The sequence below is a fragment of the Dysgonomonadaceae bacterium zrk40 genome, assembly GCA_016916535.1.
GTDB lineage: Bacteria > Bacteroidota > Bacteroidia > Bacteroidales > Dysgonomonadaceae > Proteiniphilum.
The window spans coordinates 636572-657618 of the sequence record CP070276.1; the positions used below are offsets into that span (position 1 = coordinate 636572).

Annotated in this window: 18 protein-coding genes and 2 pseudogenes; 11 read left to right on the plus strand and 9 right to left on the minus strand. The window is 48.8% G+C overall.

Features of this window, described 5'->3' with window-relative positions; genetic code table 11:
• Positions 1-538: 538 nt before the first annotated feature.
• Together JS578_02825 and JS578_02830 are read left to right on the plus strand one after the other, a co-directional pair.
• Complete coding sequence (locus tag JS578_02825) at positions 539-877, plus strand: type II toxin-antitoxin system RelE/ParE family toxin (GenBank protein ID QRX64210.1); 339 nt, start codon at positions 539-541, stop codon at positions 875-877.
• 12 nt (positions 878-889) lie between these two features.
• On the plus strand, positions 890-1984 hold the full coding sequence (locus JS578_02830) for an ImmA/IrrE family metallo-endopeptidase (GenBank protein QRX64211.1): 1095 nt from the start codon (positions 890-892) through the stop codon (positions 1982-1984).
• A 245-nt stretch (positions 1985-2229) separates the two neighbouring features.
• Here the strand turns inward: JS578_02830 and JS578_02835 are convergent, their stop codons facing one another.
• Positions 2230-3444, minus strand: coding sequence for an ATP-binding protein (locus JS578_02835; GenBank protein QRX64212.1), 1215 nt, complete (start codon positions 3442-3444; stop codon positions 2230-2232).
• Between the two features lie 100 nt (positions 3445-3544).
• Positions 3545-4407: pseudogene (locus JS578_02840) on the minus strand (DUF4143 domain-containing protein).
• A 271-nt stretch (positions 4408-4678) separates the two neighbouring features.
• Here JS578_02840 and JS578_02845 point away from each other — a divergent pair.
• Positions 4679-5020: a hypothetical protein gene (locus JS578_02845; GenBank protein ID QRX64213.1), complete on the plus strand. Its 342-nt coding sequence runs from the start codon at positions 4679-4681 to the stop codon at positions 5018-5020.
• Here JS578_02845 and JS578_02850 read toward each other — a convergent pair.
• The gene (locus JS578_02850) at positions 4995-5504 is read right to left on the minus strand and encodes a sigma-70 family RNA polymerase sigma factor (GenBank protein QRX64214.1); all 510 of its coding nucleotides are present in this window, start codon (positions 5502-5504) and stop codon (positions 4995-4997) included. The genes JS578_02845 and JS578_02850 overlap by 26 nt on opposite strands.
• A 202-nt stretch (positions 5505-5706) precedes the next feature.
• On the opposite strand from JS578_02850, the gene JS578_02855 reads away from it, so the two are divergent.
• The 6 genes from JS578_02855 (at position 5707) to JS578_02880 (ending at position 15286) form a co-directional block, all read left to right on the plus strand.
• Entirely contained in the window at positions 5707-6891 is a 1185-nt protein-coding gene (locus JS578_02855) for a DUF4974 domain-containing protein (protein QRX64215.1), read from the plus strand.
• A 286-nt stretch (positions 6892-7177) separates the two neighbouring features.
• Complete coding sequence (locus JS578_02860) at positions 7178-10375, plus strand: TonB-dependent receptor (protein ID QRX64896.1); 3198 nt, start codon at positions 7178-7180, stop codon at positions 10373-10375.
• Positions 10376-10410: 35 nt separating this feature from the next.
• Positions 10411-11679: a RagB/SusD family nutrient uptake outer membrane protein gene (locus JS578_02865; protein QRX64216.1), complete on the plus strand. Its 1269-nt coding sequence runs from the start codon at positions 10411-10413 to the stop codon at positions 11677-11679.
• A gap of 22 nt (positions 11680-11701) precedes the next feature.
• Positions 11702-12634 (plus strand): phosphodiester glycosidase family protein, encoded by a 933-nt coding sequence (locus JS578_02870; protein ID QRX64217.1) that lies wholly within the window; start codon positions 11702-11704, stop codon positions 12632-12634.
• A gap of 20 nt (positions 12635-12654) precedes the next feature.
• Positions 12655-14412: a hypothetical protein gene (locus tag JS578_02875; protein ID QRX64218.1), complete on the plus strand. Its 1758-nt coding sequence runs from the start codon at positions 12655-12657 to the stop codon at positions 14410-14412.
• A gap of 478 nt (positions 14413-14890) precedes the next feature.
• A complete protein-coding gene (locus tag JS578_02880; GenBank protein QRX64219.1) occupies positions 14891-15286 on the plus strand; it encodes a hypothetical protein in 396 nt (131 codons plus the stop codon).
• Between the two features lie 21 nt (positions 15287-15307).
• Here the strand turns inward: JS578_02880 and JS578_02885 are convergent, their stop codons facing one another.
• The gene (locus tag JS578_02885; GenBank protein QRX65021.1) at positions 15308-15943 is read right to left on the minus strand and encodes a hypothetical protein; all 636 of its coding nucleotides are present in this window, start codon (positions 15941-15943) and stop codon (positions 15308-15310) included.
• Here JS578_02885 and JS578_02890 point away from each other — a divergent pair.
• Positions 15855-16130, plus strand: coding sequence for a hypothetical protein (locus JS578_02890; GenBank protein QRX64220.1), 276 nt, complete (start codon positions 15855-15857; stop codon positions 16128-16130). The two genes, JS578_02885 and JS578_02890, sit on opposite strands and share 89 nt — an antisense overlap.
• 170 nt (positions 16131-16300) lie before the next feature.
• Here JS578_02890 and JS578_02895 read toward each other — a convergent pair.
• The 4 genes and pseudogenes from JS578_02895 to JS578_02910 all read right to left on the minus strand — a co-directional run bounded on the left by JS578_02895 (position 16301) and on the right by JS578_02910 (position 20316).
• Positions 16301-17769, minus strand: a pseudogene (locus tag JS578_02895) (MBOAT family protein).
• Between the two features lie 12 nt (positions 17770-17781).
• Complete coding sequence (locus tag JS578_02900; protein ID QRX64221.1) at positions 17782-19068, minus strand: nucleotide sugar dehydrogenase; 1287 nt, start codon at positions 19066-19068, stop codon at positions 17782-17784.
• 15 nt (positions 19069-19083) lie between these two features.
• The gene (locus JS578_02905) at positions 19084-20055 is read right to left on the minus strand and encodes an SDR family oxidoreductase (protein QRX64222.1); all 972 of its coding nucleotides are present in this window, start codon (positions 20053-20055) and stop codon (positions 19084-19086) included.
• 69 nt (positions 20056-20124) lie between these two features.
• Entirely contained in the window at positions 20125-20316 is a 192-nt protein-coding gene (locus JS578_02910) for a hypothetical protein (protein QRX64223.1), read from the minus strand.
• Positions 20317-20477: 161 nt separating this feature from the next.
• Between JS578_02910 and JS578_02915 the strand changes: the two genes are divergently transcribed.
• Positions 20478-20693: a hypothetical protein gene (locus JS578_02915; protein ID QRX64224.1), complete on the plus strand. Its 216-nt coding sequence runs from the start codon at positions 20478-20480 to the stop codon at positions 20691-20693.
• A 44-nt stretch (positions 20694-20737) separates the two neighbouring features.
• Here the strand turns inward: JS578_02915 and JS578_02920 are convergent, their stop codons facing one another.
• A complete protein-coding gene (locus JS578_02920; protein ID QRX64225.1) occupies positions 20738-20929 on the minus strand; it encodes a hypothetical protein in 192 nt (63 codons plus the stop codon).
• Positions 20930-21047: the final 118 nt, after the last annotated feature.

Here is a 21047-nt window from a genome sequence, read left to right on the forward strand (position 1 = left end):
ATTGAAAGGAATTTATAGTGCTCACAATTGCGTTTTTGTGCAGCATGATAGCAACAACCATTCATTTTCACAATTGACTGATGATCTAACGGTTGAATACTGCACAAATGCTTCGTAAACCACTGGTTTTAAACTGGTGTATCAATTTTCTTGTATATTTACGATTATAAAATAAATCTGCAAACTATCAAAACCCGCTATTAAATCTACAATGCTTCTTTCAATAAAAAAATCAGTGATGACAATTATCCTCTTTTCACCGGTTTCCGGAGGGCGTTTGAAATACGGTTCCAATGTCGAGTACGGTATCGTCTCTGGCTATCACTCAGAGAGTGGTTCAGGCTCTGCTGTAATACATAATGAATAGAATTTGTACGATTGTCTGCAAAATTAATAACTTTGTGGCGATTCTCATCAAATAAATGGTGTAACAAATGCGACTAATTGATTCATATTCATAAAATGTAATGGAATAGTTAAATATTTCTATATTTTATAGCTTACACTTGCTGTTATCTATTTTTTACCTATCTTTACAATGAAATTGACATTCAGAACAAAAAAAATTGAGAAACTGGCAAACGATTACAATAAATGTCAGAAGGAATTAGGCCCGCTACGTGCAAAACTATTCAATAAACGGCTTAATGATTTACTCGATGCTGTAACATTAGAGGATGTAAGAAATCTACCGGGACATTATCATGAACTAAAGGGAAACAGGAAAGGACAATGGGCATGCGATCTCGACCAACCCTATCGCTTGGTCTTCACTTCTCACGAAAATCCAATTCCGACCAATAAGGTGGGTGGATATATATGGATCGAAATTAAAGGCGTGGAAATAATTGAGATCATTGATTATCACAACGAATAGAATGCAAACAGTATGATTACTAGAGAAAACAAATATATGCCCCAAATTGTATTTCATCCGGGTGAAACACTCTCTGAAAAACTGGAAGAGATGAATATGGGGCCGAAAGAATTTGCCGTTCGTACCAGTAAGCCGGAAAAGACGATCATCGCTGTATTGAAAGGTGAGAGTTCCATTACTCCTGATATGGCGGTACTGTTCGAGAGTGTAACAAAGATACCGGCCCATTTCTGGATGAACAGACAACGTAGCTATGACGAGTACCTGGCCAGGGAACGTCAGCAGACATTGATTGCAGAATCGATTGAATGGGCCCGAAATTTCCCTCTTGCTGATATGATCAAAAAAGGATGGTTGCAGGGAACAGCTGATATCAAAGAGAAAACAGCAGGCTTGTTGTCATTTTTCGGGATGAGCAGTCCAAAAGCATGGCACGATTATTATTTTCATAAAGAGTTAAAGGTGGGCTTCAGCATCTCGCTGGCACATACGGGTGATCCTTTTGCAATCTCTGCATGGTTGAGAAAGGGGGAATTGCAGGCAGAGGAGCTGACTTCGACAAATGCATATTCGGAGAAAAAATTCAAAGAGATTCTTTCTCATGTGAAGGGGTTGATGGCCGATCATCCGGCTGATTTCTTCAATCGATTACAGTTGCTATGCCTGGATGCCGGGGTGAAAGTTGTACACACTCCTTGTCTGCCACATGCCCCCATACACGGTGCTACCCGATGGTTAAACAACACACCTTTTATTCAACTTAGCGGTAGATACAACCGTAACGATCTTTTTTGGTTCACCTTTTTTCATGAAGCCGGACATATTCTGCTGCACGGGAAAAAGGAAATTTTCCTGGAGAACATGGAGTACCCGGATAAAAGTGATGCAAAAGAAAGAGAAGCGAATGAATTTGCCATAAAATGGACACTGACCAAAGAACAAGAACAGGAGATTATAACAAAAGGTCATATTTCTTCATCTGATGTAATGGAATTTGCGAAAAAGTTCTGCACTCATCCGGCAATCATCATCGGTAGACTACAACATGACAAGTATATACACTACTCGGTTGGTCGTGAATTCTTCGAGAAAGTGGAATTGAGTTAAATCAGCATTGTTGAGGGTTGCTCCACCCTTTATCTCCAATACATTTAGAGGTTGAGCACCTGTCTTATTCTTCCTGCACATAGCCCCCAGGATTCGCGTGAAGGTAGTTCTAGAACGGATCTGATTTGAAGGGGGTTCATTTTATACATATTTGCATTACGAATGCAAATATGTATAAATAATCGGGCGATTGTGCAAATAAAATGATTAGTGTTTCCTGAAAACTATCAAGACCGCTATTAGATTTACAATGCTTCTTTCAATAAAAAATCAGTGATGTACAAATGAACAACTCCCTCTATCGCATCTTTCCAGAATTCGTCCATCGTGACTACATATTTCGGATATTGGTCACCGACGGACAAAAGATTCCTAAATTCCCTGGCTACTGTTGCCTGGTTTTCCAATTTGTATGCAACCTGGATATATACCTTCTGACCTTGTTTTTCAGCGACAAAATCGATCTCACCATTGTCTGATTTGCCAACATACACGCTGTAACCTCTTCTTTTCAACTCCAGAAATACAATATTCTCCAATATTCCGCCAATCATCCGGTCGCGGTTGCCCATGGTGGCGTAAATGATGGATATATCGCTTACATAAAACTTCTCTTGCGTTTTCAGTATCTCTTTTCCTTTGATGTCGTATCGGGGTACACGGTAAAGGATAAATGCTCCTTCCAAGGCATTCAGGTAATTGTAGATTGTATTGAGATCGACCTTCCTCTGCTGACTTTTGAAATAATCCGCTACATTCTTTCCGGAGAAGGTATTTCCGATATTGTCGAAGGCATACTTGATCACTCGTTCCAGTAGTTCGACATCACGGATCTTGTATCGCTGCACGGTATCCCGAAGAATCACGGATGAATAGATGTCATACACAACCTTGTAGGCCGATTCATCGGGATAGTCGGCGGTATGGATGACGGGGAAACCGCCTTTGCGCAGGTATTCCAGAAAGAGGTTTCCCTTGTTCTGCCTGTCAGAAAAATAACTCTCCCTGAACGCCAAAAATTCCCGGTAAGAGAGGGTATATACGGGTATCTCAACGTAGCGACCCGCGAGAAATGTAGCCAGCTCTGAGGATAACAAATGGGAGTTGGAACCGGTAAGGTATATATCCAAATCAAAGTCGACCAAGAACGAATTGATCGCTTTTTCCCAATCTTCTACTTCTTGTATTTCATCTAAAAGCAAATAGTACTTGCCGGATGATTGTACTTCATTTTTGATGTGCTGGTACAATTTTGTGGCTGTCAGAAGATGGGAAACGGAAAAGCTCTCAAAATTGATGGATATGATTTGTTCTTTCTTTACGCCCCTGGACAGTAATTCATCTTTCAACAAAAGCAACACTGTGGATTTACCGGAACGTCTGATTCCGGTAAGGATCTTTATCTGAGGCTTATCGATAAAGGGTTTAAGCTGCGCGATGTAGGTAGGTCTTACAATCATATCTTTTAGGGTTACATCCACAAAAATAATGTTTATTTTTGATTATTTAGGGTTATAACCACAAATATAGTCATTTTCCACTCCCAACCAATCCCTGAATTCAATCTTTCAAACATCCCAACGGAATTACTTTGACACCATCGGCTCGTGTATAGGAGATTTCGCCCCCTGTCAGTATGATCAAAAGGTCGGGGAGCCTTAGGGAGGTCTGTTTCTCTTTCCGAATCCTTTCTTCCACCAGATTTTTCAGCGCAATCAAATGTTTAGCACCCTCTTCTATATCACGGCTGCCGAGCTTGCATTCAATGAGTGCATATCTTCCGTCATCCAGATGTAGCACGGCATCTGCTTCCAGCCCGTATCTGTCGTGATAGTATGACAACCTGCCTCCCAGGGACTGGGAGTAGATTTTCAAGTCGCGTATACACATGGATTCAAAAATAAATCCAAATGTCTTGAGATCATGTTCCAGGTTCTGCGGGGATGTTCCCAATGCTGCGACAGCGATGGAAGGATCTACAAAACAACGTTTCTTTCCCGTTCGGATTTACTTGCGATATGTAACGATGCAGGCCAACCGCCCCTGCATGCAGCAAATATAAGATCTTCAATTGACAAGCTTGAAACGATTCCATCTATATCAAATGCATCATTGTCAAAAAGTTCTCGCAATGAAACCTCTCCGCTGGATTCTTTGGACTCATAAAGGCTCATGGGGTACATCGACATTTTAGATATTCTTCCGGTGCCGGTATGCATGATTTGATCGCTATCAATAACAGTTGAACCTGTAAGTATAAATTGTCCTTTTAATTGTCTTTCATCAACGGCATGACGAACCGCATCCCATAGAACAGGTGCCACTTGCCATTCATCAATCAATCTTGGGGTCTCTCCTTTAAGCAAAAGAAACGGCTTGGTGTGTACAGTAGCCAGAAAACCTTCCAAAGTTAGATTATTTATTCATGAAAACTATAAACATTACGTGTTTTTGAGGTAAATCGTTACCTGTTTTTGAGGTAAATCGTTATCTGTTTTTCGGCGACAAAATCGATCTCACCATTGCCTGATATGCCAACATACACGCTGTAACCTCTTCTTTTCAACTCCAGAAAAACAATCATATCACACTGACAACTGATCCCTGACAACTGACAACTGCTTCCTCAGCTTTTTCCCTCCCCAATGCGTTCACTGTCTGAGTACCATTGTTTAATATTTTAAAATTTCACAGATGAAAAAGACGATCTTTCTATTGTTCCTGCTGGTGTGCATGCATGCCCAGGCGCAAAATCAACGCAAGTTACCCATCAGGGAAGGGGGCCAAACCATTGATCCGGGAAACATTCCGGAAGCGATCCGCTCGAACGATACCACCCTGAACGGGGCGACCGATGCGGTGCGCAAGAGGCCGGGCAAGATGAAGGTGGGCAGGGTCACCTTGAGAAATGCTGCTTCGCGGGAGGTGAAGGTGATGGATGCGGAGCTGCTGGAGGCGGTGGCCAAAGGGGCGAAACTGACCAAGGCGGACGGCGACGGGGTGCTGGATGTCACCGCCCTGACAACGGACCACTGATTACTGACAGTGTAGCGACATCTATTGAAACCAACGAACTCCTAAGTTTAGACAACGTTTTCTGCATCATATTCTTTGCAGACTGCTCGGTGATATCCATGACTATGGCGATCTCGCGATAGCTAAGTTGCTCCCGAAATCGCAGATAGAGGAGCTGTCGTTGTCGTTCGGTTAACTGTGAATTGAGTTCAGAAAGAAGACGTGCCCTTTCCTCACGCTTTTCTCGTTCCAGCATATCACAATCTGCTTGTCGGTCGGCAGGGGGTTCTACTTCCGGCAGCTGCTCCATGGAAAAGGTGAGTGCTTTCTGCTTGAGATTTCGCAACAAACGGCGGCGTAACGACACAAGCAGATAGGCCGAGATGCTATCCACGCTCTTGGGTAGCTGTGCACGTTTCTCATAAAGGTAAACAAACAGGTCGTGAATGGTATCTTCCAACAACTCCCTGTCGCCGGTAAAGTGCTTGCCATAACGATACATCATCTTCGCATACAGTACGTAAAGCTCTTCAAAGGCTTCTTGTGAACCTTGAATAAAACGACTCCACTGTTCCGATTGATTCACCATTCTTTCCATTTGGGGTTCAAACGTAGTGAAAATTGTTGAAAAGAAAGGGGTACCTTTTACAGTTTTTGGGTTCTTTATGGTGTTAAGTTTTCGTTACAATAGAATAATTTTTGAAATATTGGCAAATAAAGAAACATACAATCTGGAGGATTTGCTTGACGACAAATGTTTTGTTGACGCGGTAAAGCGGAACGACAAAAAAGCGTTGTTGAAATGGGAAAAGGAGCTGATTGCAGGCAACCTCGACGCCGATCTGTTGGCAGAAGCCAAATTACTGGTGAAGCTGTTTGAAGAGGAGCCCGGTGAAGAGGAGGAAGTTGATTTGCGTGTGCAGCAGCTGTGGGTGAGAGTGAACGACTCTGTGCACAGACGCAGATCACGCAGATGGATAACCCTGACTGCAGCAAGTGCGGCTGTGATCCTACTGGCTTTCATTTCCCTCCGGCAGATCTTGCAAAGAAGCAATTACAATGAGATGCGTCACGCGAAAGAGATGTTATTGTCATATCAGGGTGACATCGGCGACCAGATCATGCTCATAGACGGGGAGGACAGCATCAATGTGGAGGGCGATTTTGCAGAAATTGAACACAACGAAGAGGAGCGGATCAGTATCAACCACAAATGGGTTGATAAGAAAAGTGCACCACAGGAGAAAGTAGCCATGCTACGCCTCATCGTGCCCAAGGGGAAACGCTCTTTCCTGAAATTGAGCGATGGCTCCACACTATGGGTAAACTCAGGATCACAGGTGGTTTATCCGGTTGCCTTCAACGAAGACAAAAGAGAGATATTTCTGGATGGTGAGATATATGGCGACATTGCAAAAGACCCACAAAGGGCTTTCTCTGTGCATACCGAGAGGTTGGAAGTTACCGTGCTGGGCACGGAGCTAAACGTGCAGGCTTATCGCGCCGATCAAAAAGAGGCAGTGGTACTGGTCACCGGATTGGTGGAGGTGAAGCCTGAGAAAGCAAAAGCAGAACGGCTCACACCCGGTAAGATGGCTGTGATGGAGCAGAACAGGCTCTCGGTGACGACGGTGAACGTGCAGGACTATGTCTCCTGGAAAGAGGGCTATTATCGGTTTAAGAATGAAACACTGACTACTGTTGCAAAAAAACTGTCGCGTTACTATGGTGTGGAAGTAACATGCGACCCGGATGCGGGTAAACTAAAATGCTCGGGGGGTATCTTCCTGCAGGATGACCTGAAGGATATTCTTGAAGGACTCTGCATTTCTCTCCCGATCAGTTATGTGAAGAGTGATAACGATTATTATTTACAAACAAACACAAACTAAACATTCTTGCCTATGAGAAAAAAAACAGGAAAACAAAAAAGACGAGCAATACCGGAAATATTGCCCGTCAGAGATGTTACAAATTTTAGCGGAATTCATAAACACCTATCTAACTTACAAATGTATGACTTTTTTCACGGTTATTGAAGGAATGAGACAATTTCTTCCAACTAAAATCAAAATGACAACAATCCTGATTGCTTATCTTGCCATTTTACCCCTACAGGTAAGGGCTGATTCGGTCACTTATGACGTTGAACTGAAAAATGAGAGTCTGGTGAACGCCATGGAGGTGATTCAGCAAAAAACCGGTTATATCTTTTTTTATCACGATGAGCTGGTGAATGCGTCTCAAAAAGTAGACCTGCACACCAATGGTCTATCCATCACGCAGACACTGGATGAATTGCTGAAACAAACAGAGCTGGGATATCACATCAAGGAAAACCAGGTCTTCATCTATAAGAAAAAAAGTGAGCCCCGAAACGAGTTACCTTCTGAACAGCAAATCAGTAAAATCACAGTATCGGGCAGGGTATTCGACAACGAAGGGCTCCCGGTAATTGGCGCCAATGTGCTGGAAGTGGGCACCTCAAACGGCACCATCACGGATGTGGATGGCAGGTTCACTCTCCTCAACGTGACTCCCGGAGCGAGTGTGAACATCTCATACATCGGGTTTAACACCCATACCTTCACGGCACAGGATGACCAAGTGGTGGAGATTGTGTTAAAGGAGAACTTGCTCACGATGGATGAGCTCGTGGTGATTGGCTATGGTACCCAACGTCGCTCACTTGTGACCAGCGCAATCAGCAAGATGGAGCTGGATGAATCGAACAAACGACAGGTTGCCAGCCCGGGGCAGCTGCTCAACGGCAGGATTGCCGGAGTCACAACCTTCACCGGCTCCGGGAACCTGGGGAGCGGTGAGCGAATGAGCATCAGGGGAATGTCATCTATCAGTGCAGGCAACGAACCGCTCTACGTCATTGATGGGATACCAATTACCAACGACAACGCCAATATTTTCAACTTCGGTGAGTCGATGAGTCCCCTGGCAACGCTCAACACTTCCGATATTGAATCGATTGAGGTGCTGAAAGATGCTGCTTCGGCGGCCATTTACGGTTCCAGGGCAACCAACGGGGTCATTGTGATCACCACCAAATCGGGGAAAGAGGGGAAATCGGATATCAGCATCAATGTGAGCACCGGCATCTCAAGGTTCCCTGATATCGGGAAAATTGAACTTGCGAACTCTCAGCTTTATGTGCAGGACTACAATGCCGGGGTCCACAACTACAACAAACAGTATGGATATGGCATAGGCGACTCAGGCTACAAAGTGCCCATCTCCAATCCATTTGGTGACCTTCCCGACACAGATTGGATGGAGCTGATAACACAGACCGGTTCTTCACTCAACATGGATGCCTCTTTTTCAGGTGGTTCTGCCAAAACGAAATATTACATCGGTGCCAACTATAACTCCATGGAGGGGGTGATTGTCTCTAACAAGCTGAACAAGATTAACTTCAACACCAAGCTCAGTCACGCTTTCAAACCATGGCTGGAGGTGGGTCTCAACAACTCCGCAAACTACACCAAAAACTTCCAGGTGCCGGGTGCCAACATGGGGTCTACGGTGATTGGTCGTGCCATCGAACAGAGACCTTTTGACCGGCCCTATAAACCCAATGGTGAATATTACATCGGCGGTACCGATGAACTGACACGTCACAACATTGTACAGATCCTCAATGAACAGGATGCTTACTTGGAAAACTTCAGATTCCTGGGGAACTACTATGCACAGTTCAATTACAAGGAGAAGCTTACTTACAGGTATTCATTCAGTACGGATATCTATCACACCTACGACTTCACCTACTACAACGAAAATCACCCCTACGGCATGGGTAGCGGGCGAATGGTGGACCAGAACAGGCTTGTGAATAACTTTGTGAGTGACAACATCATCAACTACAATGATCAGATCAGTGATCTTTCCATTCACGCAACACTGGGTCACTCTTTCCAGAAGGTGACCAACAGGAACGCAAGCGTTGATGCCCGCGGGTTTCCCTCCCCCTCGTTCGATGTGGGCAGCGTGGCCAGTGAGATTCTCGGATCGACTAGTGCCGGAGTATATGCGATGGAGTCGTACTTCGGTCGCACAACCCTATCCTATCTAGACAGGTACATCCTGACGGGGACCTTCCGCACCGACGGGTCCTCAAAATTTGCAGAAGAGAACAGATGGGGCTGGTTTCCTTCAATCTCGCTGGGATGGAACATCTCAAACGAAGAGTTCATGAAGGATAAGGATGCGGAGATCAAATTCAGGCTCAGCTATGGCAAGACGGGTAACCAGGGAGGTATTGGTCGCTATGACTACCAGGCTCTCATGCTGGGGGGATACAACTACAGGGGCAGTAGCGGTATTGCCGTCTCAACCTTCGGGAACAAAGAGCTCACATGGGAAAGAGCCGATCAGTATGACGTGGGCTTTGACATCACCCTCTTCAGGGGCAAAGTGAACATGATGTTCGATGCTTACCTCAAAAACACCAACGACCTGCTCTACAGCATGCCCATGCATGCTACGTCAGGGGTGACATCAATCATCTCCAACATTGGATCGATGCGCAACGCCGGAGTGGAGTATACATTGAACACGCACTTCAACTTTGGTCCTCTTGAATGGCTTTCACAGTTCAACATTGCTACCAACCGCAACAAGATTACCTCATTGATTGATGAGACCAACCCCATAAGCATCGGTTCTAACAGAGCCCTGAAGGTGGGCGAAGAGATGGGTGCTTTTTATATCTTCAAAATGGATGGAATCTATCAGTACGACGGTGAAGTTCCCAAACCCCAATACGACATGGGCATCCGTGCCGGTGACGTGAAGTGGCAAGATGTGGATGGCAACGGCATCATCAACGACAACGACAGGGTGATGATGGGCTCGTCCAATCCGGACTTCTACGGTGGACTCAACAACACACTGCGGTTCAAGAACCTGCAACTGGATGCCTTCGTTACCTATATGTACGGCCAGGATGTATACGCCCAGTGGATGACTACTGTAGCTCGCACGGGCTACCGTATGGCCACACTGAAGGAGTACGCCGAGAATGCCTGGACCGGTCCTGGATCGACCAACCTGTATGCTCGTCCCATGGAAGGTGATGTGAACAATAACCGCAACTCAGATCGCTGGCTGAAGGATGGCTCCTTCATCCGCCTGCGATCACTGACGCTGGGTTACAACCTTCCCAGAAAATGGCTGGAACCAATTGGCATGAAGAATGTGAGGATCTACCTGCAGGGGGACAACCTATTGTTGTTGACCAGATATCCAGGATGGGATCCTGAGATCAGCACCGATCTAGACCCACGGTACGTGGGTGTGGACAACTGGGTAGTACCACAACCCCGTACCATCCTCTTGGGAGCCAACTTTAGCTTCTAATGGAATTACAATAGAAACACGAAAAAAAAAATCTTATGCATAAATATATCATACCCATCATCCTGTTGATAGGCCTGACCTACTCCTGCTCCGGACAACTGGATCAGTTTTCACGGGCAGCCATCGCTCCTGATGCTGTGACAGAAAAAGATATCCCCGCAGTAAGAAACGGGATGTACAGCCGTGTACAAAACGCTCCCAGTGTTCGCTCTTACATCATGTTCGACATGCTGGGTGGCGTGATATCTACCAGCACCGGTAACGCCAGGGATCTGATAAACTCAACATTGAGCCCCCTGAACGGTTATATCTCTTCTAGCTGGAATGGTTATTACAACGCACTCTTCCAGGTGAACAACATGCTCGATATCACTGAGCGCTTCCCGGACTCAGACATCGCTCAGCTGGCACGGGGCGAAGCATATTTCTTCCGTGCACTGATATACTACAACCTTGTAACACGTTGGGGTGGTGTACCTGTTCTCCCAGAAAACACTATGGAGAAGGTCCCCAGAAACAGTGAAGAAGAGGTGTGGGCTTTCGTGGAGGAGAATATTGAGGATGCACTCTCCATTCTTGACCGTTCCACAAGCTTCTACCTGGTATCGAGCGACGCAGCACTGGCCCTCAAGGCAAGGGTGATGCTCAGCCAGGGCAAGGAGAGTGAAGCAGCAACAATCGCCGACCAACTGATCTCCTCAGGACAGTATAAGTTGGATAGCTTTGAAAAGATATTCAGAAAAGAGATGAACAGTGAGATCATTTTCGCCTTCGAGAACCTCACCGAAGAGTCGTCGATCAATATCAGTGACCTCTATTACACCTACGCCCACCCCAATAAGGGACAGGGTGTATATCGTCCCACTCCCGAGGTGGTGAAGTTATTTGCCGACAACGACACGCGGAAGAACATCTCGATTGTCAACATCGCCGGAACGGACTGCATTAACAAGTATCCAAGCGGACAGACCGGCAACGACCCAATCATTCTCTTTCGCATTGCGGAGATGTACCTCATCAGCGCCGAAGCTAAAGGAAGGGCGGCAGGAATAGGCAGGCTCAATGAGCTTCGTCGTTTCAGAGGCCTGGATGATATCTTCCCCTCAAACGAGGAGGAGTTTCTTACAGCCATCCTCGATGAGAGAAAAAGGGAGCTGCTGGGTGAAAACTTCATCTATTACGATTTGGTGAGAACAGGTCGTGCGCAGCAAGACCTGGGACTGCTTGATCACCAAATGCTTTTACCTATCCCCGGTAGAGAACTGCAACTGAATCCAAACCTCACACCCAACCCGGGTTATTAACTCACCAAGTAAAATAATGACAATGATTACAAAAAAATATCTATTCATGCTGATCGCATTGATCAGTATGACCACCACACAAGGATGCAGCAACAATGAGTATGCACTGGAGTATTCGCTTCAAACGCAAACAACTGTAGGAGAGAAACTGGTTGGTAACACCAATCTCTTTGGTCACATTATCTCCGACTCAACCTACATGGTTACAAGCGGAGTGGAAGCTACCGAAGTGCAATATCTCTCACAAAAGGGTCTGGCAATGAAGATATTCATCATGCAGGTAGACCTGAGCAACCCGGCTCTATCGATTGGAGCATCAATGCCCAACAACAAAAACAGTTTTGCCATGCAGCGCATGACCCTCCAGGCCTCACATGCCGACACGGAGGAAAACAAAGTGTGGGCCGGTATCAATGGTGATTTTTACAACATGACCACCGGGGTACCACAAGGAATTGTTTACCGTAATGGCACCGCTGTGAAGACTACATTCCAGGATGCTGTTTGCACTTACTTCGCTGTGACACACGACGGTAAGGCAATTGTGGCCGGACAGGAGCAATATCCAGACCTGAAAGATCAGATAAAAGAGGCTGTAGGTGGTAGGGTATGGCTTGTACAAGATGGTGCGGTGGTGAAACAGACCAACAACACCGTGGAACCTCGTACCTCCATTGGTGTCTCGGAAGATGGTACGCAGGTTTACATCTTGGCTGTAGATGGAAGAAACTTCCACTACTCCAACGGTATGTCGTATGATGAGCTGGGACAATGCCTCAAAGCATTAGGAGCATACAATGCCATCAACCTGGACGGGGGTGGTTCCACTACCTTTTTCATCAGGAACACTCCTGACTTCACTGACGATCGCTTTGAGATTCGCAACTGGCCTAGTGACAACGGTGGTGATGAAAGATCGGTTGCCAACGGATTACTGATTTTCTCAAACGAATAACGGTTAAAACAATGGTACAGATGAAACATTATATATTATCCTTACAGAACCTACTCCTGCTCATGTTAATAGTTGGAGTAGCGCCATCATGCTCGGAGAAGATTGAGCTGGGCAGCTTCACACCCGAAACACCTGTCTACTCGTTCGCAGTAGATGAAATCAATATTCCCAAAGAGGGAGGTGACTTCAGCGTGGAGGTTAAATCAAACCTCCCCTGGCGCGCCAAAACAAATGCTACATGGATCAGCCTCACCGAGGAGAGTGGGCTCACAGACGGTACGGTCACTTTCACCGCTAGCCGCAACAGGACCATCGATCAGCGGGAAGGGGAAATCATTGTCTGGGTGACCGGGGATGATCAGAAATCGATACGGATTGTACAGGCACCCAGTGAACCAAGCGACCTGATCACCCATTATTACGCAAAAGAAGCAGGTAGCGATAGCAACGACGGTCTCTCGTGGGAAACAGCGGTCTCTCTTGCCGGGGCGCTTGACAAGGTGGTCTCGGGTGACGTGATTCACATTGCCGCTGGCACACACCTCCCAAAAAATATGGTTACCGGTGGAAATGAACAGGGTGATATCACCTTCGAAATACACAGCAATGTGACATTGATTGGTGGTTATGCTGACGATGCTACCGAAGGGGCACAGCCTGATCCGTTGAACAATGAGACAATTCTAAGCGGTAACAGGGAGGTGTTTCACACCATGACCATCACAGCTCCCGTGGAAGAAGGAAAAAAGGTAATGCTCAATAACCTCACCATCACACAGGGTCATGCAGGTCAATCGAACGCCGGCACGCTTAGCATTGGCGGACTCACTTACCGCCGTTCCTATGGTGGGGGAATCAGTGTGGGGGGCTCGAAGGTGGAAATTAACAACTGCGTGATCACCGACAACGAATCAAGACAGCATGCTGCCGGTATCTATATGTTTAACGGTGCCGAGCTGATGATGCGGGACTGTGACATCACCAATAACAAGGGGATACTGGAAGCTTCCAACGGAGGGGGTATCTTCAACGAGTCTGCCACACTCTATCTGATGAACTGCAACGTAACTGGTAACTCAGTATGGGGTGTAGGAGGTGGATTGTACAGCTATAGTGCTAACACGCTGACCTACCTCTATCTCTATAACTCCACCGTGGCTTTCAACTCCACAAACGCCGGCCCGAATACCGGACGCAGAGGTGGGGGACTCTATGCCCGTGAGTTTTCAAGAGTTCAGGTGGTTAACTCTACCTTCTACAGTAACGAGAGCGGTCGTGGTGGCGGTATCAGTATTTATGGAGCAGCCGGTAAGACCTCATCGGTTGATTTGATTAACAGCACTGTGTTCAATAATTATGCAATCAACAACGCTGCAGGCGTAGAGGTTCTGGCCAATACGACATTCAAGGCTTACAACTCAATCATCGCCGGCAACAGTGCGACCACAACTCCAGATTTGCAGATGGCACCCAACACCACTACCCTGTCGTACATGGTGACAGGCAACCAATTGTTGGATGCCGCCGGTGCTGTGATGACGGGTGTGACATTCGATGCTGCCACCATGCTGGGGACATTGATGGTGAACGGTGGAAGAACGCAAACTTCAATGCTCTCTTCCTCCTCACCTGCAGCCATCCACGGAATGACAACCACTCAACTGGAAGAGCTCGCTGCGGAATATAACCCGCCCATTGACACGGAAATAATCCTGAAGGACCAGACTGGTGCTTCACGCAACAGCCAAAAAGCCATGGGTGCAGTGGTACCAAGATAAAAGGAGACTATTTAATTGACTCCCATAGGGGTTTATCAAATGTTACTTGATATTGTAGGAGGGAAACGCAAGTTTTGCCTCCTACTTTTTTTTGCTTATCACTTATGGGTTATTACGGACAAGTATGTTCTATTAAATGCCCGCATTCCGAAAGATGCCCGCTCCATGCGAAGTGAAAAAAAACTTGTTTCTCTTCAACACAATAGGAATTAAATCTGAAAGTAATTTGGGCAATACCAAGAATATTTAGTGGCATTATTTGCATATTAACATTAAAAATTTGCATCTGATTAACCTATAGCTTAATTTTTCGATAAAAAGAAAATGTCGACAACTGATTTCGTCGTCTGACGGTCGTAGAGATTATCTTGGAAGGGCACAATAATTGTGATAGCTGCGGTTTTACATCCGAGGAAAAAGTCTCAAAAAAACTCCATGGTAGAAAAAGTCATTATTAAAAGAGTTGGAGGATACGAATATGAAATTGACTGAAAAATATATTGTTAATCCTGAATTTGAATACAGCAAAAATGACCTTTTTTATGTAATTGTTGTACAAATCAAAATAAACAATCCCGATAATTCACCTCAATTGGGAGGATATTCTTTAATGGTTGAAGGCACATCGATTTTTGAATTTAAACAAAATCATGAAATTTCAAAAGAGGATAAAGGTGCACTGTTAAAATACTCAGGACTTTCAATTACGATCAATTTCATTAGGGGCTTTATTGCAACACTTACCGCCTACGGACCTTATGGGAGATACAACCTACCTACCATTGATTTGAATGACCTTCTCTCGCAGAAACGAGAGAAAACACTGACCGGTAATCTAACCCCTGACAACTGTTCACTGACAAGTGTTCACTGACAACTGTTCACTGACAACTGTTCACTGACAACTGTTCACTGACAACTGATACAACCGCTCGTTGAGGATCCGGCTCAACTTGGCTGCACCTTGCTTGTTGAGGTGGTCGGGGTTGAAGAAATCATCGCGCGTGAACCGTTCATCGTTGTCGTACCGCCAGTAGGGGATGTCATGCTCACGACATATCGTTCCGATGTCATGCAGGTTGCGCGCTGTCTGGGCGCTTTCGAGGTGGCGGTTGTACTCCCGGTAGGTGGGTGAGGAGAAGAGGATGGGCCGAATGTTGCGCTCCTTGAGGAAACGGATGAACTGGTGCAGGTCGGACAACACCGCGGCACGCTCGCCGGAGGTGGTGTCTTCGCGGAACTCGTTCGCGAGCTTCCTGTATTCCGATGGTGTGAAGGAGGACTCTTTGGTCCCCTCCAGACCGAGGAACCCACGGGTGAGGCTGTCTGTCACGTTCACTCCCCGCTCCACATGAAAGGGTACCGCTTCGCCGCCATGCTTGAGCCGCCACTTGAGGGCCCTGCGCGCCATGATGTAGGAGACGCGGGGAGTGTATCCCCAGATGAAGGGGGAGAGAGAGGATTGCCTTGGTGTAGTCCTGATCCTTGTAACGGATGCCGTTGGCGTAGAACGACCAGGCGTTGCGCTCATCCTGGCTGGAGGTGTGCAGCGAGTGGTAGTCGACGCTGATGAAGAGGTAGCGCAGGTTCGTCACCCCCTCCCCGATCGCCTTCATGGTGAGCCGCTTGTCGAAGTAGAGCTGCTGACTCACCATCGCCAGGTTGTAGGCCTTGAAGCCGGGCATGTGGAGGGGGTTGATGCCGTAATGGGCGTGTGAGTTGCCGACGAACAGCACCTCTACCCGGTGTTTCATCTTTACGAGCCCGTCGTACTTGGCACTGTAGAGCGTCTCCATGTTGCGCAGGTAGAGATCGAACAACAGCACCACCACGATGGGCAGCAGCAGGAAGAGGAGGGTATCGCGCAGGAATCTTTTCATGGGTGCCGTCAGAATTGAAAGTAGATGAATTGCTGATTGCCCACGCCAAACCAGAAGAGGGAAAGGATGAGGGCGTAATAGAAGGCGCGCCGCAAAGGGCGCTTCCAGCGGAGGCCCAGCTCCTGAATGGCGTATTCACGCTCCCTGCCGAACCATTCGATGGCGAGGAAGAGGAGGATGAGCAGTGCCGTGGTGATGGCATCGTCGCTGCCCGGGAAAGTGGGCAGGGTGAAGAGCGAGGGGGTGAAGATGCCCGCGATGTAGGTGAAGGCTTGGTCGAGGTTATCGGCACGGAAGAGATCCAGGCGAACACCGTGAGGGCGAAGGTGCCCGCCATGGCGACCGTTTCGCGGGGCGTGGGCAGGATCCGTCCCTGGGCGACGACGGAGAGGTTCTTGCGGTTTTGCCGTGCGAGCAACAGCGGCAGGAAGTAGAGGGCGTTGAGCGCTCCCCAGATGAGGAAGGTCCAGTTGGCTCCATGCCAAAAGCCGCTCACCAGGAAGATGATGAAGGTGTTGCGGATCTTCATCAGCAGGGTGCCGCGGCTGCCTCCCAGCGGGATGTAGAGGTAATCGCGGAACCAGGTGGTGAGGGAGATGTGCCAGCGCCGCCAGAACTCTACGATGTCGCGCGAGAAGTAGGGGTAGGCGAAGTTGCGCATCAGGTTGATGCCGAAGAGGCGGGCGGTACCGATGGCGATGTCGGAGTAGCCGGAGAAGTCGCCATAGATCTGAAAGGTGAAGAAGAGGGCTCCCAGCACCAGCGTGCTGCCCGACATGGCTGCGGGATCCTGGAAGATGGCATCGACATGCACCGCGCAGTTGTCGGCAATCACCACCTTCTTGAAGAGACCCCAGAGCATCTGCCGCAGGCCGTCGACCGCCTGGTCGGGACGGAACACCCTCTTCCGCTGGAACTGGGGCAGCAGGTTGGTGGCCCGCTCGATGGGACCGGCGACCAGCTGGGGGAAGAAGCTGACGAAGGCGAAGAAGGAGAGCAGGTTGCGCGTGGGACTTATTTGCCGGCGGTAGACATCGATGGTGTAGCTCAACGCCTGAAAGGTGTAGAAGCTGATGCCCACCGGCAGGATCACCTGCAGGGTGCGGGGCGACAGCTCACGGCCGAAGAGCGAGAAGGCATCGACGAAGCTGTCGACGAAGAAGTTGTAGTATTTGAAGGTGCCCAGTATGGCCAGGTTGAGGGTGATGTTGAGCGCGGTGATGAGGCGTGACGCGCGGCGGGCGGAGCGCCCTTCACGGTTGTTACGCACATGACGGATGGCCAGGCCGCTGAGGTAGCTCAAGGTGATAGTGACCACCATCAGGAGCAGGAAGCGCCAGTCCCACCAGCCGTAGAAGAGGAAGCTGGCGGCGACGATCAGCAGGTTTTGGCTTCTCAGGTTCTTGTTGGTTGCGAACCAGTAGAGAATAAATACAAGGGGCAGGAATATTGCAAATTCCAGCGAGTTAAAGAGCATATGGGTTGTTTCTTATAGCTTTCCGTCCACCAGATGGGCCGGGAGCAGTCCCTTGACATCGTAGGCCACGCCGGGCTCGTTGAGGAGGCTGTTGACGTCGATCTCCCTGAATGCGTTGTGTGCCACCGCCAGGATGAGGGCGTCGTAACGCTCTGCCGGCAGGCTGCTGACGATCTCAACGCCATACTCGTGGAGCGCTACGTCGGGGTGGGCCCACGGGTCGTGAATGGTCACCTGCACGTTGTACTCCTCCAGCGTGTGGATGATGTCGATCACACGGGTGTTGCGCACGTCGGGGCAGTTCTCCTTGAAGGTGAAGCCGAGCACCAGCACCCTGGAACCGAGTACCTGGATCCCCTTCCTAAGCATTAGCTTCACCACCTGGTCGGCCACGTACTCGCCCATGCTGTCGTTCATGCGGCGACCGGCGAGGATGATCTCGGGGTTGTAGCCGTGGCGTTGTGCGGCCTGCGCCAGGTAGTAGGGGTCCACGCCGATGCAGTGGCCTCCCACCAGTCCCGGCCGGAAGGGGAGGAAGTTCCACTTGGTAGCGGCGGCTTCGAGCACGGCGGCGGTATCGATCTCCATCTTGTTGAAGATCTTGGCCAGCTCGTTCACGAAGGCGATGTTGATGTCGCGCTGCGAGTTCTCGATCACCTTCGCTGCTTCGGCCACCTTGATGGTGGGGGCCAGATGGGTGCCGGCAAGGATGACCGACGCGTAGACGGTATCGACCGTCTTACCGGTTTCGGGGGTGCTGCCGGAGGTGACCTTCTTGATCTTCTCTACGGTGTGCTCCTTGTCGCCGGGGTTGATCCGCTCGGGACTGTAGCCGGCGAAGAAATCACGGTTGTAGGTAAGGCCGCTCACCCGCTCCACGATGGGGATGCATTCATCTTCCGTGACGCCGGGGTAGACGGTGGACTCATAGACGACGATATCGCCTTTCGCAATCACCTTTCCCACCGTTTCACTGGCTCCGTACAAGGGGCGCAGGTCGGGGTTGTTGTTCCTGTCCACAGGAGTGGGTACGGCCACGATGTAGAAATTACATTCGCGGATTGCGTCGACATCAGTGGTGCAGGTCAACCCACCGACGCTGCCGGTCCGCCCGGCTTGGATCGCTTCCTGAAGCAGATCATCCTCCACTTCGAGGGTGCTGTCGCGGCCGCTCATCAGCTCCGCCACGCGGGTGGGGTTCAGGTCGAAGCCCACGGTCTTGTATCTGGTGCTCATCAGCCGTGCCAACGGCAGGCCTACATATCCCAGGCCGATCACGGCCACCTTGATCTGGTTCATATAAAAGCTTTCAGTTTACAGATTGTCACGGTACCATTTCACAGCCTCCTGCAGCCCCTGCCGCATGGTGAACCGGGGCTCGTAACCCAGAAGGGCGCGGGCCTTGGCGATGCTGGCCAGTGAGTGGGGGATGTCGCCGGCGCGGTTGGGACCGTGCTGCACCTCGATGGCGGCGATGGCCGGATCGGTGACGGAGAGTTCATCCTTCAGGTATTGCACCAGCCGGTTCAGCGTGGTGCGCTCTCCCTGGGCGGTGTTGTAAACGGTGTTCAACGCCTCGGGATTGGTGGTCTCCATGGCGAGCAGGTTCATCCGGATCACGTTGTCGATGTAGGTGAAGTCGCGGCTGTGCTCCCCATCGCCGTTGATCACGGGCGACTCATGGTTCATCAGTTTCTTCACGAAGAGGGGGATCACCGCAGCATAGGCGCCGTGGGGGTCCTGCCGCCTGCCGAAGACGTTGAAGTAGCGCAGCCCGATGGTCTCCAGGCCGTAGGTGCGGGCGAAGACATCGGCATAGAGCTCGTTCACATATTTGGTGATGGCGTAGGGCGACAGGGGCTTCCCAATCACCTCTTCCACCTTGGGCAGCGTGGGGCTGTCGCCATAGGTGGAGGAGCTGGCGGCGTAGATGAACCGCTTGACGCCTGCATCGCGGGCGGCGACCAGCATGTTGAGGAAGCCGGAGATGTTGACTGCGTTGGTGGTGACGGGGTCTTTAATGGAACGGGGTACCGAGCCGAGCGCCGCCTCGTGAAAGACGCAGGCTGCTCCCTCTGCCGCATTGCGGCAATCGTCCGGGTTACGGATGTCTCCCACCCGGAGGGTAAGGGTCTCGGGATATTTTTCCAGCAGGGGCAACAGGTTCTCAATCTTACCGGTGGCGAAGTTATCGAGCACCGTCACCCGTTCTCCCCTCTCCAGGAGTGCCTCCGTGAGGTTGGATCCGATGAAGCCGGCACCGCCGGTGACCAGTATTTCATTCATCTCATTTCTTTTAGACTGCAAAAATAGTACAAAAAGAAACATCCCCCCTCATGGTTCGGGGGATTTGTGTCAGTTGAAGACGGCTTTAATCACCCCCTCTTCCTTCAGGCGTTTCTTGATGACGTAATCTCGATTGCCCCGGCTCCTCTTGCCGTGCGCCAGACGATAGACATGGATGGCCGATGTTTTGTATTCATTGGCTATAGACCGATAGATCTTCTTGTAACTTGACAGGAAATAGCATCTGATGAAGGAATACATGCTGATTCTTTTTTATTTATTTTTTTAACTACACTGAAAATTAAAGAAAATATATTGATATTATATTTTTTCAACCGAAATAGTTACATTTGCACACACAAATGACGCCTATGGTTGGGTTTTGTCATCAAAGCAATGCTTCTATATTGAACTGAATGGTTATGGATTATTATTATCTCAAATATTATCCTGATGAGGTTGGGAAGAAGAGCGAAGTGCATCGCGAAGGGTGCCCCCGGCTCAACGAGGCATCTCACACTGTCTACGTGGGTTATTACTCATCCTGCCGCGATGCGATAGACCATGCGAAACGTATTTATCCCTACATTGCCGACCTGTGCAGTGAGTGCTGCCCGGAGTTCAAGGGGTTACCATGAGGTGTAGTGGACTGATGATCAATGAAACAGTTCTCAGATGTGTCTCAACGCAACGTGCTGTCGATTACCCCATGTTCCTTGAGGCGCTTCAGGATGTAATAGTCCCTGTTCCCCTTCCCTTTCTTACCGTGCGCAAGACGGTATACATGTACCGCAGAGGTATTGTATTCACGTGCAACCAAACGATAAACCTCCCTGTTGCGGGAAAAGAAATAACATCTTAATGTAGAAACCATTGCTGTTGTAATATTTCAAATAATTTGTGACGGGAATTGGTGTTCCCGGCATATAGATTCAGCTCCCCCCCGGGGAATTCATTCACTTTTTAACTTCCTTTACTTTTGATTGCGCACC